General features: G+C 37.0%; 13 protein-coding genes, 4 tRNA genes and 1 pseudogene. 14 read left to right on the forward strand and 4 right to left on the reverse strand.

Annotated elements, in window-relative coordinates:
- Positions 1-1,415, forward strand: a pseudogene (locus G7Y65_RS08610) (hypothetical protein); the annotation flags it as partial.
- A 366-nt stretch (positions 1,416-1,781) separates the two neighbouring features.
- Here the strand turns inward: G7Y65_RS08610 and G7Y65_RS08615 are convergent.
- The 4 genes from G7Y65_RS08615 to G7Y65_RS08630 form a co-directional block, all read right to left on the reverse strand.
- Positions 1,782-1,870 (reverse strand) — tRNA-Ser (locus tag G7Y65_RS08615).
- 82 nt (positions 1,871-1,952) lie between these two features.
- Positions 1,953-2,024: transfer RNA gene (locus tag G7Y65_RS08620), tRNA-Glu, on the reverse strand.
- Positions 2,025-2,053: 29 nt separating this feature from the next.
- Positions 2,054-2,125 (reverse strand) — tRNA-Glu (locus G7Y65_RS08625).
- 28 nt (positions 2,126-2,153) lie between these two features.
- A tRNA-Glu gene (locus G7Y65_RS08630) sits at positions 2,154-2,225 on the reverse strand.
- Between the two features lie 209 nt (positions 2,226-2,434).
- Between G7Y65_RS08630 and coaBC the strand changes: the two genes are divergently transcribed.
- The 13 genes from coaBC (at position 2,435) to era (ending at position 14,564) form a co-directional block, all read left to right on the forward strand.
- A complete protein-coding gene (gene coaBC, locus G7Y65_RS08635; protein ID WP_137600617.1) occupies positions 2,435-3,634 on the forward strand; it encodes a bifunctional phosphopantothenoylcysteine decarboxylase/phosphopantothenate--cysteine ligase CoaBC in 1,200 nt (399 codons plus the stop codon).
- A gap of 19 nt (positions 3,635-3,653) precedes the next feature.
- Positions 3,654-4,820: a hydroxymethylglutaryl-CoA synthase gene (locus G7Y65_RS08640; RefSeq protein WP_137600616.1), complete on the forward strand. Its 1,167-nt coding sequence runs from the start codon at positions 3,654-3,656 to the stop codon at positions 4,818-4,820.
- Positions 4,821-4,942: 122 nt separating this feature from the next.
- Complete coding sequence (locus G7Y65_RS08645) at positions 4,943-5,383, forward strand: nucleoside 2-deoxyribosyltransferase (protein WP_165314814.1); 441 nt, start codon at positions 4,943-4,945, stop codon at positions 5,381-5,383.
- Positions 5,384-5,507: 124 nt separating this feature from the next.
- Positions 5,508-6,392 carry an N-acetylmuramoyl-L-alanine amidase family protein gene (locus G7Y65_RS08650; RefSeq protein WP_170999658.1) on the forward strand — a complete coding sequence of 295 codons (885 nt, stop codon included), beginning with the start codon at positions 5,508-5,510 and terminating at the stop codon, positions 6,390-6,392.
- Between the two features lie 296 nt (positions 6,393-6,688).
- Complete coding sequence (hisS, locus tag G7Y65_RS08655; RefSeq protein ID WP_165314815.1) at positions 6,689-7,999, forward strand: histidine--tRNA ligase; 1,311 nt, start codon at positions 6,689-6,691, stop codon at positions 7,997-7,999.
- A 2-nt stretch (positions 8,000-8,001) separates the two neighbouring features.
- Positions 8,002-9,807 carry an aspartate--tRNA ligase gene (gene aspS / locus G7Y65_RS08660; RefSeq protein ID WP_165314816.1) on the forward strand — a complete coding sequence of 602 codons (1,806 nt, stop codon included), beginning with the start codon at positions 8,002-8,004 and terminating at the stop codon, positions 9,805-9,807.
- A 145-nt stretch (positions 9,808-9,952) separates the two neighbouring features.
- Positions 9,953-10,834, forward strand: coding sequence for a YitT family protein (locus G7Y65_RS08665; protein ID WP_042493483.1), 882 nt, complete (start codon positions 9,953-9,955; stop codon positions 10,832-10,834).
- 121 nt (positions 10,835-10,955) lie between these two features.
- The gene (gene rpsU, locus G7Y65_RS08670) at positions 10,956-11,141 is read left to right on the forward strand and encodes a 30S ribosomal protein S21 (RefSeq protein WP_042493485.1); all 186 of its coding nucleotides are present in this window, start codon (positions 10,956-10,958) and stop codon (positions 11,139-11,141) included.
- A gap of 76 nt (positions 11,142-11,217) precedes the next feature.
- A complete protein-coding gene (locus G7Y65_RS08675; protein ID WP_042493488.1) occupies positions 11,218-11,658 on the forward strand; it encodes a GatB/YqeY domain-containing protein in 441 nt (146 codons plus the stop codon).
- 91 nt (positions 11,659-11,749) lie between these two features.
- The gene (locus tag G7Y65_RS08680) at positions 11,750-12,736 is read left to right on the forward strand and encodes a PhoH family protein (RefSeq protein WP_042493489.1); all 987 of its coding nucleotides are present in this window, start codon (positions 11,750-11,752) and stop codon (positions 12,734-12,736) included.
- A gap of 2 nt (positions 12,737-12,738) precedes the next feature.
- Entirely contained in the window at positions 12,739-13,221 is a 483-nt protein-coding gene (gene ybeY, locus G7Y65_RS08685) for an rRNA maturation RNase YbeY (protein WP_042493490.1), read from the forward strand.
- Positions 13,205-13,630, forward strand: coding sequence for a diacylglycerol kinase family protein (locus G7Y65_RS08690; RefSeq protein WP_042493493.1), 426 nt, complete (start codon positions 13,205-13,207; stop codon positions 13,628-13,630). Before ybeY ends, G7Y65_RS08690 begins: the two co-directional genes overlap by 17 nt.
- A gap of 25 nt (positions 13,631-13,655) precedes the next feature.
- On the forward strand, positions 13,656-14,564 hold the full coding sequence (era, locus tag G7Y65_RS08695) for a GTPase Era (RefSeq protein WP_042493495.1): 909 nt from the start codon (positions 13,656-13,658) through the stop codon (positions 14,562-14,564).
- The last annotated feature ends 41 nt before the right edge of the window (positions 14,565-14,605 follow it).

A 14,605-nucleotide genomic window follows, 5' to 3' on the forward strand; every position in this document is an offset into this window, starting at 1 on the left:
AAGTAGAAAAACCAAATGGTGATGGGTCGTCATCCAGTGAAACTAGTGCGTCGGGGAGTGATACGTCAACAAGTGGCGAAGAAAAGCCAGATGGTGATGGCTCATCTAGTGAGACCAGCACGTCAGGAAATGACACGTCAACAAGTGAGGTAGAAAAACCAAATGGTGATGGGTCGTCATCCAGTGAAACCAGTACGTCGGGGAGTGATACGTCAACAAGTGGCGAAGAAAAGCCAGATGGTGATGGCTCATCTAGTGAGACCAGCACGTCAGGAAATGACACGTCAACAAGTGAAGTAGAAAAACCAAATGGTGATGGGTCGTCATCCAGTGAAACTAGTACGTCAGGAAATGACACGTCAACAAGTGAAGTAGAAAAACCAAATGGCGATGGGTCATCTAGTGAAACTAGTACGTCAGGGAGTGATACGTCAACAAGTGGCGAAGAAAAGCCAGATGGTGATGGCTCATCTAGTGAGACCAGCACGTCAGGAAATGACACGTCACCAAGTGGCGAAGAAAAACCAAATGGTGATGGTTCATCCAGTGAAACCAGTACGTCAGGGAGTGATACGTCAACGAGTGGCGAAGAAAAGCCAGATGGTGATGGCTCATCTAGTGAGACCAGCACGTCAGGAAATGACACGTCAACAAGTGAAGTAGAAAAACCAAATGGTGATGGGTCGTCATCCAGTGAAACCAGTACGTCGGGGAGTGATACGTCAACAAGTGGCGAAGAAAAGCCAGATGGCGATGGTTCATCCAGTGAAACTAGTACGTCAGGAAATGACACGTCAACAAGTGGCGAAGAAAAACCAGATGGTGATGGATCATCTAGTGAGACCAGCACGTCAGGAAATGACACGTCAACAAGTGAAGTAGAAAAACCAAATGGTGATGGGTCGTCATCCAGTGAAACTAGTACGTCGGGGAGTGATACGTCAACAAGTGGCGAAGAAAAACCAAATGGTGATGGGTCATCCAGTGAAACCAGTACGTCAGGGAGTGATACGTCAACAAATGATGATAATAAACCAAGTGGCAATAATACAATATCTGGAAATGGTGTATCGATAAACGGTGAAAATAATGTAACTCATGACACGTTAGAAAATAGCACAAGTAAGCCTAGTAATAGTGGCGGCATGTCTGTAATAAATTCTGCTGTTACGACTAATCTTGTGACAAATGTTGTTAACGATAAATATCATAGTTCACTTGGTATGCAACCGACAATTAACAAAGGTTATACTAAAATTGGACCAAATAAGGATACTTCAGTAGTCTTACCTAAAACTGCAGTTAAGGTAGCGAACAATGTGAATGCGCATAAAGGATGGTATGCGATGCTAGTTGTTTTGGTAATCTTGTTTGTAAGCGGACTAATAGATATGAAGTCAAAACGTAAGCAATAAGATTTTCTATTTTGTAATATTTTAAGTTGAGAGGTTATCCAATTCAAATGGGTAGCCTTTTTATTTTGTATAAAAAGATAATATAACTAGCTTTATTAATAATTGTTTACAAGATGAGTAATGATTAACGGATATTTTAATTGGATGATAAATTATACGGGTACAAAGCCAATAGGTGGTGGTTATTTAATTTAAGAAAATTTAGAGTAGGGGGAGTTGACTTGAACAAGGGTTACAATTGGCAAATAACATCATCTTTATAAGTAAAGATATTAGTGCACTAATGGTGGTTTTATTTACATAGTAGGTAGTTCCCAAATTTCCAACTATTTTTGTTGACTTAAAGGTGTTTGTTAAACCTCAATAAGGAGCCAACGGGATTTGAACCCGTGCGCCGGCTCAACACCGGTTCGGCGGATTTCGAGTCCGCTGCATTACCACTCTGCCATAGCTCCATAACATTATATATTATACCGATATTTAAAAGGGGTTTCAAGTATAAAAAAACTAGGATAATAAATATCCTAGTCGTAAATATAGCTCATCAGGGAGTCGAACCCTGGATGCCGGTGTGAAAAACCGGAGTCTTAACCGCTTGACCAATGAGCCATGAAATTAAAATGTTTGGATGAAACCAATAGCTCATCAGGGAGTCGAACCCTGGATGCCGGTGTGAAAAACCGGAGTCTTAACCGCTTGACCAATGAGCCATAAAATGAAATATTTGGATGAAACCAATAGCTCATCAGGGAGTCGAACCCTGGATGCCGGTGTGAAAAACCGGAGTCTTAACCGCTTGACCAATGAGCCATAAAATTACAAAATGTTTGTTTCAACAACGTTTAATAATATACCAGATGAATTGAAATGATGCAATACTTAGTTTACAAAAAATTTAAAAAGTTTGCCATTAATGTAGAATGTCGCTAAAATTACGATTGTAAATAATGCTTAAATTTCAGTTAACCAAAGTGGTAAACTTAGCATATTGTGATTTTGAATATTAAGGAGAACAGTGGATGTTTTCAGAAAAAAATATTGTATTAATTGTTAGTGGTGGGATTGCTGCCTATAAATCAGCAACATTTGCACGTTTATTAATTAAAGAAAAAGCGCATGTTAAAGTTGTAATGACAAAATCAGCAACAGAGTTTATCACGCCTAAAACGATGGCAGTCTTAACGAATGAACCAGTTTTAACAGATTTATTTTCAGAATCGACAGCAGCAACAATTGATCATATTTCTGTGGCTGATTGGGCAGATTATATTTTTGTTGTTCCAGCAACTGCTAATATAATCGCTAAAATAGCAAACGGTATTGCAGATGATGCTGCTAGTACGGTGTTAGCAGCTAGACACACACCATTGATTATTGCACCAGCGATGAATGAAAACATGTATCTCCAAAAAGCAGTCCAAAAAAACTTACAAACTATTATGGCAGATGGTGATATTGTGATTCAACCAGCTGAAGGTTTTTTGGCTGAAGGTTACGCAGGCAAAGGTAGATTACCAGAACCAACTGATATTTTAGCGTATAGCGAGTTGAAGTTGTATCAAAAACAAGGGGTTTTGAAAAATAAACATGTTGTGATATCAGCAGGTGGGACAATTGAGCCAATTGATCCAGTTAGATATATTTCAAATCGTTCATCAGGTAAGATGGGATATGCCCTTGCTAAAGCAGCTGCCGAACAAGGTGCACAGGTTACTTTGGTATCAGCATCGACAACTTTACCGGATCCAATTGGTATTAAAACCATTCATATTCAATCAGCACAGGATTTGTCTAAACAAATGATAGCAACACTTCCTACAGCCGATGTCATCATTATGGCAGCAGCTGTATCTGATTATCGAGTAGGTGAACCTGCTGTAAATAAATTAAAAAAACAAGCATCAGGTGAATTAACATTGACCTTAGTAGAAAACCCTGATATTTTAGCTCAGTTAGGTGCAATGAAAAAAGAGCAATATTTGGTTGGCTTTGCTGCGGAAACACAAAATCTTTTAGCGTATGCACAAACAAAATTAGTGAAGAAAAATGCAGATATGCTCATTGCTAATGATGTCTCTAAACATCAAGTTGGATTTGGCTATGACACGAATCAGGTGACTATTTTGACTAAAGATCAAGAACCAGAAGTGTTACCATTACAAGATAAATTGTCAATAGCACGAAAAATTATGCAAAAAATTAGTGAAGTAATTAATTAATAAATGGCAGGTAATAAAAATGACAGTTATTGGAATTGATAAAATGAGCTTTTTTTCACCACAACAATATATTGATATGGTTGAATTAGCAAATGCGCGTGGTGAAGAACCTGATAAATACCTTATTGGTATTGGTCAGACGCAACAGGCTGTTATCCCACCGACACAAGATGTTGTGACGATGGCAGCTAATGCTGCTGATGAAATGTTGACCGCTTCAGATCGTAAGGCAATCACAATGATTTTATTTGCGACTGAGTCAGGAATTGATAATTCAAAATCAGGTGCTGTTTATTTGCAACGCTTGTTGGGAATTAATCCATATGCACGTACAATTGAGTTAAAGCAGGCATGTTATGCTGGTACATTTGCCTTAATGCAGGCTCGAGATTACGTGACGCTACATCCAACTGAAAAAGTGTTAGTAATTGCTTCAGATATCGCACGCTATGGCTTAAAGACAAGTGGTGAAGTAACACAGGGTGGTGGTGCAGTTGCCATGTTAGTATCAGCTAATCCGGCGATTGCTCAAATCAATCAGGATAGTCAATATTTATCACGTGACGTAATGGATTTTTGGCGGCCTATATACGCCGATACTGCTCGCGTTGATGGTAAATATTCAGCTAATATTTATCAAGATTTTTTTAAAGCAATTTGGACACGATATAAGCAAAAAACAGGGCTAGATATTAACAATTTTCAAGCTTTGGCTTTTCATTTACCCTTTACTAAGATGGGATTAAAGGCTTTACGTGATGTTCTGCCAGAGGCAAGTGAGACACAGCAGACTAATTTGATGAGAGAATTTGAAGCTAGTCGTGTTTATAATAAGCGAATTGGTAATTTATATACTGGGTCATTGTACTTGAGTTTATATTCGTTATTAGATAATTCAAAGACTTTAAAAGCTGGTGATCACGTTGGGATGTTCTCATATGGTTCAGGAGCTGAAGGGGAATTTTATTCATTAACATTGCGTCCTCATTTTAAAGCCGGTTTGATTAATGGTCAGTTAGAAGAATTATTAGCTAATCGAAAGCAAATTACAATTGCAGAATATGAAACAATTTTTGATAATCAATTAAGTGGTCCACTAGACCGTCAATTGGATACGCAACAAGATACAGCAAAGTTTGTTTTGAGTGGTTTGAAAAATGAGCAACGTCAGTATATTTGTCATTAAAAGTAAGCGAAATTTCATTTTAAGTTCTTGAATTATTCAAAAGTAAGTGGTTTTATAATTGATTGTTCGGTATTTATTGGTTAAAATAAAATATACCAATAATATATAACGAGGATAAATTTATGAAACGCGTATACTTAGCTGGACCATTTTTTGATGATGAACAAATTGATCGTATTGAAAGATTAGAAAAAGCATTAACTGACAACGAAACAGTTGCTGATTTTTTTAGTCCACGCACTGAAGTACATGATGAATTTGAATTTGGTTCAAAAGAATGGGCAGCAGCTATCTATAAGGGTGACAAAGAACATTTGGATCCGGCAGAAGTAGTTGTTGCTGTAATTGACTATGACAATGACTATGTTGATCCAGGAACGGCTTGGGAAATTGGCTATTCAGAAGCCATGAATAAACCGGTTATTCTAGTGAAAGAAAAAGAAGGCGCTATTAATTTGATGATTTCAGCACCAGCACATGCGGTTGTGACTAACGTTGCAGATATTGCAAATTATGACTTTGATAAATTACCTGCTAATGAATGGACAGGTAAGACTTTCTAAAAATTGAAATTGAGGAAAATAGTTGTTAGATTATTAGCAACTATTTTTTATTGTATTAATATCGCTATTTTTTATAAAAAAGGGTAAAATTATGGTCAGATAATCAAAATATGAGGTTCCGATTGTGAAAAAAATCATACAATTAATAAAACAATGGTTAATAAAATTTTGGGCACCTTTAGTGATTGTCATTATCATGTTGAGTACGGCCATTTCATTGACAGTTATTATGCTACATAAACAACAAATAACTGTACAAATTCCTAATTTAACTTTACGGAAGCAATATGGTATTAATGGATCACCAATATCTGTTTTAAAAAAAGGTGAGCACTTACAAATTATTGAAAAAAAAGAGGGTTGGTATCAAGTTCGACGTGATGATGAATCCACTGGGTGGGTTGCTGGTTGGCTACTTAAAAGGAAAACGCCCTTGAAAAAGGTTACCCCTTTATCTGAGGCAACGGTTGTTTTGGATCCTGGACATGGTGGTTCGGATGTAGGTTCGTTATCAAGTAATGGTAAATATGAAAAGACCTATACGTTACAGTTAGCTAAGCGTGTAAAAAAAGAGTTAGAAAAATCTGGTACTCGGGTCATAATGACACGTAGTACAGATAAGTTAGTTTATTTAGCAAACATTCCGAAAGTTGCTGAAAATAAACATGCTGATTTATTTGTGTCGTTCCATTTTGATTCGGCACCATCAAAAAATCAAGCGACTGGGTATACAACATATTACTATCATCAAAACAATGGCTCGTATGCTTTAGCTAAAAGTGTGAATACAGCGATGAACTTGCCGCTAATAAATAAAGGCGTTGAATTTGGTGATTTCTTAGTTATTCGTCAAAATACAGTGCCAGCCATTTTATTAGAGAGTGGTTATATGAATAATAAAAAAGATTTTAATTATATTAAATCAAAAAAATATCAAGAAAAAGTTGCTAAAGCTGTACCGATTGGCTTACAAAATTATCTAACACGTCAAGTTACGGTTGGACAATAAATGTTTACTTGACGGTATTTTATAACTATAAGATAATGAAGTATAATATTTGAAATAAAACCGATGAGAAAGAAAACTCAATTAGCGCAAATCAAGCGAGCGGAGTAAGGTGTAAGTCCGTATTGTCAAGATTGAGGGGACACTTTTAAGGTCACATAATTGTGCGTTGAACCACGTTACGGTTTTTAGCCAAACACAAGGTGGTACCGTGCTTTTTTGATGAGCACCCTTGACGATAGTGATTAATTATCGTTGGGGGTGCTCTTTTATTTTTTGAAAATGATGGGAGAAAAACAATGGCAAAACAATTATTCCAAAAGCCTAAAGGAACTGCTGATTTATTACCGGAAGACGCTATTAAATGGCATTATGTTGAAGAAACTGCGCGTTTGTTATTTAGTGATTATCAATACGCAGAAGTACGGACACCAATTTTTGAGAATTTCGATATTTTTGCACGTTCAGCTGGTGATACATCAGATGTTGTAACAAAAGAAATGTATGATTTTAAAGATAAAGGTGATCGGCATATCGCATTGCGTCCAGAAGGAACAGCTGGGGTAGTTCGAGCTTTTGTAGAAAATAAATTGTATGGTCCTGAACATGCTAAACCATATAAGCTCTTTTATATTGGACCAATGTTTCGTTATGAACGGCCACAAGCAGGTCGTATGCGTCAATTTCACCAAATTGGTGTGGAAGCATTAGGATCAGAATCACCAGCGTTAGATGCTGAAGTAATTGCAATGGCTGTTGATTTTTTCCAGACACTTGGTATTACGAATTTGAAAGTTAAAGTAAATTCATTAGGTGACCAAGAATCTCGTGAAAACTACCGTCAGGCTTTGATCAACTTTTTACAACCACATTTCGATGAATTATCACATGATTCACGAGAACGGCTAGAAAAAAATCCATTGCGGGTGCTTGATTCAAAAGATGCTAAGGATCAAGAAATTGTTGCTGATGCACCATCAATTTTAGATTACCTAACTGAAGATGCACAGCAGCACTGGCAAAAAGTACAACAGTATTTAGATGCATTAGGCATCGATTATGAAGTAGATGCAACGGTTGTGCGAGGCCTGGATTACTATAACCACACAATTTTTGAAGTAATGACACAAGCCAAAGCATTAGGTCATGGTTGGGCAACCATCACAGGTGGTGGTCGCTATAATGGTCTTGTGTCACAATTTGGTGGTCCTGAAATGGCAGGGGTTGGTTTTGGAATTGGTTTGGAACGATTGATGTTGTTACTAGAATCGGAAAATGCCCCACTACCAACAGCTAATAATTTGGATGTTTATGTTGCTAATCAAGGTGATGATACAGATGTTACGGCAATGCAGATGGTACAAGCAATTCGTTCATTTGGTTATAGTGCTGATCGTGATTATGAAGATCGGAAATTAAAAGCGCAATTTAAAGCGGCTAATCGTCTAAATGCGCGCTATATGATTACGATTGGTGAACGTGAATTAGCTGAGCAAAGTGCGAACATTAAAAACATGAGTACTGGTAAAGAAATTACTGTAAAATTGGTCGAATTGTACACTAATTTGCCAGACTATGTGACAGACGCAGAAGAGAACGAGGAACAATAATTATGAAGCGAACAAATTATGCAGGTTTAATTGATGAAAAGTATTTAGAACAAACGGTAACCCTACAAGGTTGGGTACAAAAGCGTCGTGATTTAGGTGGCTTAATTTTCGTTGATTTACGTGATCGTGAAGGCCTCGTCCAATTAGCGTTTTCTAATGAATTTAATGAGGCTGCTTTGCAAGTTGCTGAAAGTATGCGTACAGAATACGTTATTGAAGTCGTTGGAACCGTTAAATCACGTGGTGAAGGGGCTGTTAACAATAATTTGCGATCAGGGAAAATTGAAGTGCAAGTTGTTGATGCGAAAATTCTATCAGAATCAAAGACAACACCGTTTTATATTGAAGACGATATTAATGTGTCAGATGAATTGCGCTTGAAGTATCGTTACTTAGATTTGCGTCGTCCTGAAATGCAACGTAATTTGCGTATTCGTTCAAAAATTACGGCTGCAACTCATGAATTTTTAGACGAGCATGGGTTTATTGATATCGAAACGCCTTATTTGGCTAAGTCAACACCAGAGGGTGCACGTGATTATCTTGTACCTTCACGTGTATATCCAGGTTCATTTTATGCATTACCACAATCACCACAATTATTTAAGCAATTATTAATGGGTGCTGGTTTTGATCGCTACTATCAAGTTGCACGTGCTTTCCGTGATGAAGATCTACGTGGCGATCGTCAACCAGAATTTACACAACTTGATGTTGAAATGTCTTTTATGAATCAAGATGAAATTATGGCTTTGGTTGGTGAATGGGTTGCTGCAATTATGAAAAAAACAGTTGATTATGACTTGGATGCTGGCAATATTCCAGTTATCGAATATGCTGATGCTATGCGTCGTTTTGGAACTGATAAGCCTGATATGCGTTTTGGCATGGAACTACAAGATTTATCAGCATTAATGGCTGATTCAGAATTTGGTGTTTTTGCTAATGCAATTGCAGCCGGTGGTGAAGTAAAGGCAATTGTTGTACCAGGTGGAGCAGAACACTATTCACGTAAAGATATTGATAAGATGGCCCAATATGTGACACGTTTTGGCGCTAAGGGATTGGCTTGGTTAAAAGTTGGTGAAGATGGTATTACTGGTCCAATCGCTAAGTTCTTAAAGGACAAGGAACAAGCATTACTAAAAGCAACAGGGGCTAATACGGGTGACTTATTATTATTTGCATCTGATAATAAAAATGTTGTTGCAGCCACTTTAGATGCTTTACGTCGTCGTACAGCGCAAGAACTTGATTTGATTGATCAAAATAACTGGGCATTTGCATGGGTTATTAATTGGCCATTATTTGAGTATCAACCAGAAGAAAATCGTTGGATTGCAGCCCACCATCCATTTACGATGCCAAATGAAGAAGATTTGCCATTGTTAGAAACAACTGATGGTGCTCATCAAGCACATGCACAATCATACGATTTAGTTTTGAATGGTTATGAATTAGGCTCAGGTTCAATTCGTATTCACCAAATGGCTGTCCAAGAAAAGATGTTATCTGCACTTGGATTTACAAAAGAAGCAGCACATGAAGCATTTGGCTTCTTGTTAGAAGGAATGGAATATGGATTCCCACCAATGGGTGGTATTGCTTTGGGACTTGATCGTTTAGCAATGTTGTTAGCTGGTCAAAATAATATTCGTGAAGTAATTGCATTCCCAAAGAATTCAAAGGCTACTGAGCCAATGACTCAAGCACCAACGCCAGTTGCTGAGGCGCAAGTTGTTGGTGATTTGAAGTTAACGGCACCTGTTTACGCAGATGTTACGGCACCAAATATGGCTGAAGAATAACATTCATCTAGAAATTGTCTTGCGGTTATAAAATGCAAGGCAATTTTTTGTGAGGGAGGTTATTTAAAATAATTTTGATATATTGATTAACCATGATAAAATCATAAACGACTTTATTGGATTGTATGACGAAAGAAAAGGAATAATGGACCAGTTAAAACAGTATCTAGATCATCATAAATATTCGACACGTATTGGAAGCGCGATGGTTTATGCATTGGCGTCAGCGATTGCGTTAAACTTTTTTTGGACACCCGGGCATATCTATTCATCAGGGTTTACAGGTTTAGCGCAATTATTAAATACTTTAATTCGGCGAGTATTCGACGTGAGTATCCCTGTTGGTGCATGGCTAGTTATATTGAATTTGCCACTATTTTTGTTAGCATACCGTAAAATTGGTAAACGATTTGCCTTTTTTACAGGTTTAGCTATTTTGCTGGCAGCGTTAGCAATGAATTGGATTAAACAACCAGCGCAATTATGGACAGAAGATCCGCTAGCAATGGCGATTTTTGGTGGTGCAGTAAACGGATTTGGGACTGGATTTGCATTACGTAATGGGTTATCAACGGGTGGATTAGATATAATTGGTATTTTGATTCGTCATAAGACAGGCGCTAAAATGGGAGCCGTTAATTTGACGTTCAACTTTTTTATATTGATTGCATCAGGCATCATGTTTGGTGTGCAGTATGCATTGTTTACCGGAATTGGTTTGGTAGTAAATGCTCGTGTTATTGATTTGGTATATACAAGACAACAAAAAATGCAAGTTATGATTGTGACTGAAAATGCAGAGCAAGTCATTGCGGAAATTCAAGATGAATTGCACCGGGGGATTACAATTGTCCATCATGCTGAGGGGGGTTACAATCATCATAATAAGGAAATTTTGTTTACGGTTATTTCAATGTATGAGCAATTTGAGTTACATGAAGCTATTTTTAAAGCAGACCCTACTGCTTGGGCATCACTTTGGAAGGTTGATCGAATATTTGGTGGCTTTTACGAACCAAAATTGTAATAAGGATTTTAAAGAAAGCATTGACAATAATGCTATTTTTGATAAGATAGTAAAGAACAAAGTGTGCGACGTATATTAAATATAAGTTGAAATCTTCACACGTGAAGGGAGGGTAAACATTATGGCAAAGACTGTTGTTCGTAAGAATGAGTCTCTTGATGATGCTCTCCGTCGCTTTAAGCGTGGTGTATCAAAGGACGGTACTCTACAAGAATACCGTAAGCGTGAATACTACATTAAGCCATCAGTACAACGTAAGTTGAAGGCTGAGGCCGCACGTAAGCGTAAGAACAAGAAGGGTCGGTAAAACGATCTATGCCGGGCTATCCTAGTTGATAGTCCGGTTTTGTTGTATAATAAAGAAAAACAATAGGAGTTAAGAAATGGGATTACTAGTACAATTAACAGCTGATATGAAAACGGCAATGAAAGCTAAGGATAAAGAGACTTTAAGTGTTATTCGTATGGTAAAATCTGCTTTGTCAAATGAACAAATTAAACTTGGTCATGATTTGACTGATGAAGATGAAATGACAGTCTTATCACGTGAAATGAAACAACGTGTTGAAGAAAAAACATCTTACCAAGAAGCTGGTCGTGATGATTTGGTAGCAGGCATTCAAAATCAAATTGATGTATTAGAAAAGTACATGCCAGAACAACTATCAGAAGCTGAAGTTGAAAAAATTGTTCAAGAAACAATTACACAAGTTGGTGCTACCAGTAAAGCAGATATGGGGAAAGTTATGGGTGCACTAATGCCAAAGGTTAAAGGAAAAGCTGACGGTAAGATGGTTAGCCAAAAAGTACAAACTTTACTATAATTTAGTTAAGCGGGGGTAACCTCGATACATAGATGATTAGCCTATAATTTTATAGGCAATCAAATATTTTGAAATGTGAGGAATGTAGCGGTTGACAGTTCAAGTTGAAGAGAATTATCATTTTGAAAATGCAGAACAAGAAATTGGTTTAGTTGGTCCACAGGATAGTCATTTAAATTTAATTGAAGAAGGCTTAGCCGTTAGTTTGTCAGTCTTAGGTACACAATTAACGATAAAAGGTGATGAAGAACAAGTATCACAAGCTAAAGCAGTTATCAGTGCATTAACCTCTTTGATAAAACGTGGTGTTAAAATTAGCCCAGCAGATATTATTTCAGCAATTAACATGGCTAAGCGTGGGACGATTGAATATTTTGAAGATATGTATACTGAGACTTTATTACGTGATGCCAAAGGTCATCCAGTTAGAGTAAAAAACTATGGTCAACGTCGCTACATTCATGCAATTAGAAAAAATGATGTGACGTTTGGGATTGGACCAGCTGGTACTGGTAAGACATATTTGGCTGTTGTTATGGCGATAGCAGCACTTAAACGTGGTGATGTTGAACGTATCATTATCACGCGCCCAGCCGTTGAAGCTGGCGAAAGTTTGGGCTTTTTACCAGGGGATTTAAAAGAAAAAGTTGATCCATACTTACGACCAATTTATGATGCGCTTTATGCTATTTTAGGTAAAGAACATACAGAACGTTTAATGGATCGTGAAACTATTGAAATTGCGCCACTAGCATATATGCGTGGACGAACGTTGGATAATGCATTTATTATTTTGGATGAGGCACAAAATACAACGCCACAACAAATGAAAATGTTTTTAACTAGACTTGGCTTTGGTTCGAAAATGTTGGTAAATGGTGATATTTCTCAAATTGATTTACCATCTCATACAAAATCTGGTTTAATTCAATCACAACACATATTAAAAAATGTTGATCATATTGCATTTATTAATTTCAACGCAGATGATGTTGTGCGTCATCCGGTCGTTGGGGCAATTATTAATGCTTATGATTTATACAATGCAGAAAAGAAAGAGACAATGGAAAAGGATTAAACATGGACTTAGCAATAATTGATCAATCACAACCAGGAGTGCCTGAAGAACAAATCAAATTAGTAAATGATGTGTTGAATTATGCCGGTCAGTACATTTCTTTACCTGATAACACAGAAATGTCAGTAACATTTGTTAATAACGATGAAATTCAGCGTTATAATCGGGAGTATCGCGGCTTAGATAAACCAACGGATGTTATTTCATTCGCGATTGAAGATGATGGCGATGATTTACCATTATTAATGGATGAAGATATGAGTGAAGAAATTGCTAAAAATATTGGTGATATCATTGTTTCAGTTGATAAAATTGGTGAGCAAGCCGAATATCTAGAACATTCATATGAACGTGAATTAGGGTTCTTAGTAGTACATGGATTTTTGCATTTAAATGGTTATGATCATATGTTGAGTGAAGCAGACGAGAAAGTGATGTTTGATTTACAACGAGAAATATTAGATAATTATGGACTCAAACGATAATAAAAAAAGCAATAATCAAAAGCAAGTCGAAAAGAACTCGCACTTTTTACAAGCATTTGGTCATTCCATCGCTGGGATTGGTGAATTATTAGTACGTGAACGTAATATGCGTTTTCATATTTTTGCTGCTTGTATTGTTTTGATTGTTGGTATATACGTAGATTTAGGTCGGTCAGATTGGCTTTGGATTTCAGTTGCTGTTTTTACGGTTATTAGTGCTGAATTTTTAAATACAATTGTTGAGGCAATTGTTGATTTAATTGTTGGTGAAAATTATCATCCGCTAGCTAAAGTAGCCAAAGATGTGGCCTCTGGTGGTGTTTTAGCTGCTGCTGTTTTTGCAGTTGTTGTGGGTGTATTAATTTTTCAACCGTACTTGTTGCCTAATCTACAAATGGTTTTTAGATAAAATAAAAGAAATAGAGAGAATATTGATGAGCGAACAAGAATTTAAGTCTGGTTTTATTGCGTTAGTAGGTCGTCCTAATGTAGGAAAGTCAACGCTTTTGAATAAAATGATTGGTGAAAAAATAGCCATCATGTCACCTAAAGCACAAACAACACGTAATAAAATACAAGGTATTTATACAACTAATGAAGGCCAAATGGTATTTATGGATACACCAGGGATTCATAAGCCTCATAATTCATTAGGTGATTTTATGGTAAAAACAGCCATGTCTGCTTTACGTGAAGCTGACATGGTGTGGATGCTGGTTAATGCTGATCAAAAACGTGGTGTGGGAGATGATTTCATTATCCATCGACTAAAGGAATCGAATACACCTGTCTATTTAATTATTAACAAAGTAGATTTGATTAACCGTGCAGAAGTACTAGACCAAATTGCTGACTATAATACGCAAATGGATTTTGCTGAAATATTCCCAGTATCTGCTTTGACGGGTGAGGGTGTACCGGAATTGTTACAGTTTACAATGAATCATATGTCGGCGGGTCCACAATATTATCCAGCAGACCAAATCACAGACCATCCAGAACGTTTTATTATGAGTGAATTGATTCGTGAAAAGGTACTTGAATTAACACGTCAAGAAGTCCCTCATTCTGTTGCAGTTGTTATTGATAAAATTGAAAGAGAAGATGAAGAACACTTACACGTGCAAGCAACTATTGTTGTTGAGCGTTCAAGTCAAAAAAATATTGTCATTGGTAAGCAAGGAGCAATGATTAAACAAATCGGTATTCGTGCACGAAAGGATATCGAACGCTTGCTAGGTGATAAGATTTTCCTTGAAACTTGGGTTAAAGTTGAAGACCGTTGGCGTGATAAGCCACAAGCTTTGCAATCATACGGCTATAAAGAAGATTCAGATATTTAGTGAGAAAAAGAGGCTGTTGGGTCTCTTTTTTAGTAGGTGAA

This window comes from Weissella sagaensis, assembly GCF_010306265.1.
GTDB classification, from domain to species: Bacteria; Bacillota; Bacilli; order Lactobacillales; family Lactobacillaceae; genus Weissella; species Weissella sagaensis.

Bases quoted from the DNA above. Each gene is read 5' to 3' on its own strand.
- ybeY (WP_042493490.1), top strand. From the start codon at position 12,739: ATGGACTTAGCAATAATTGATCAATCACAACCAGGAGTGCCTGAAGAA.
- G7Y65_RS08665 (WP_042493483.1), top strand. From the start codon at position 9,953: ATGGACCAGTTAAAACAGTATCTAGATCATCATAAATATTCGACACGT.
- G7Y65_RS08690 (WP_042493493.1), top strand. From the start codon at position 13,205: ATGGACTCAAACGATAATAAAAAAAGCAATAATCAAAAGCAAGTCGAA.
- G7Y65_RS08645 (WP_165314814.1), top strand. From the start codon at position 4,943: ATGAAACGCGTATACTTAGCTGGACCATTTTTTGATGATGAACAAATT.
- aspS (WP_165314816.1), top strand. From the start codon at position 8,002: ATGAAGCGAACAAATTATGCAGGTTTAATTGATGAAAAGTATTTAGAA.
- era (WP_042493495.1), top strand. From the start codon at position 13,656: ATGAGCGAACAAGAATTTAAGTCTGGTTTTATTGCGTTAGTAGGTCGT.
- hisS (WP_165314815.1), top strand. From the start codon at position 6,689: ATGGCAAAACAATTATTCCAAAAGCCTAAAGGAACTGCTGATTTATTA.
- rpsU (WP_042493485.1), top strand. From the start codon at position 10,956: ATGGCAAAGACTGTTGTTCGTAAGAATGAGTCTCTTGATGATGCTCTC.
- G7Y65_RS08675 (WP_042493488.1), top strand. From the start codon at position 11,218: ATGGGATTACTAGTACAATTAACAGCTGATATGAAAACGGCAATGAAA.
- coaBC (WP_137600617.1), top strand. From the start codon at position 2,435: ATGTTTTCAGAAAAAAATATTGTATTAATTGTTAGTGGTGGGATTGCT.
- G7Y65_RS08640 (WP_137600616.1), top strand. From the start codon at position 3,654: ATGACAGTTATTGGAATTGATAAAATGAGCTTTTTTTCACCACAACAA.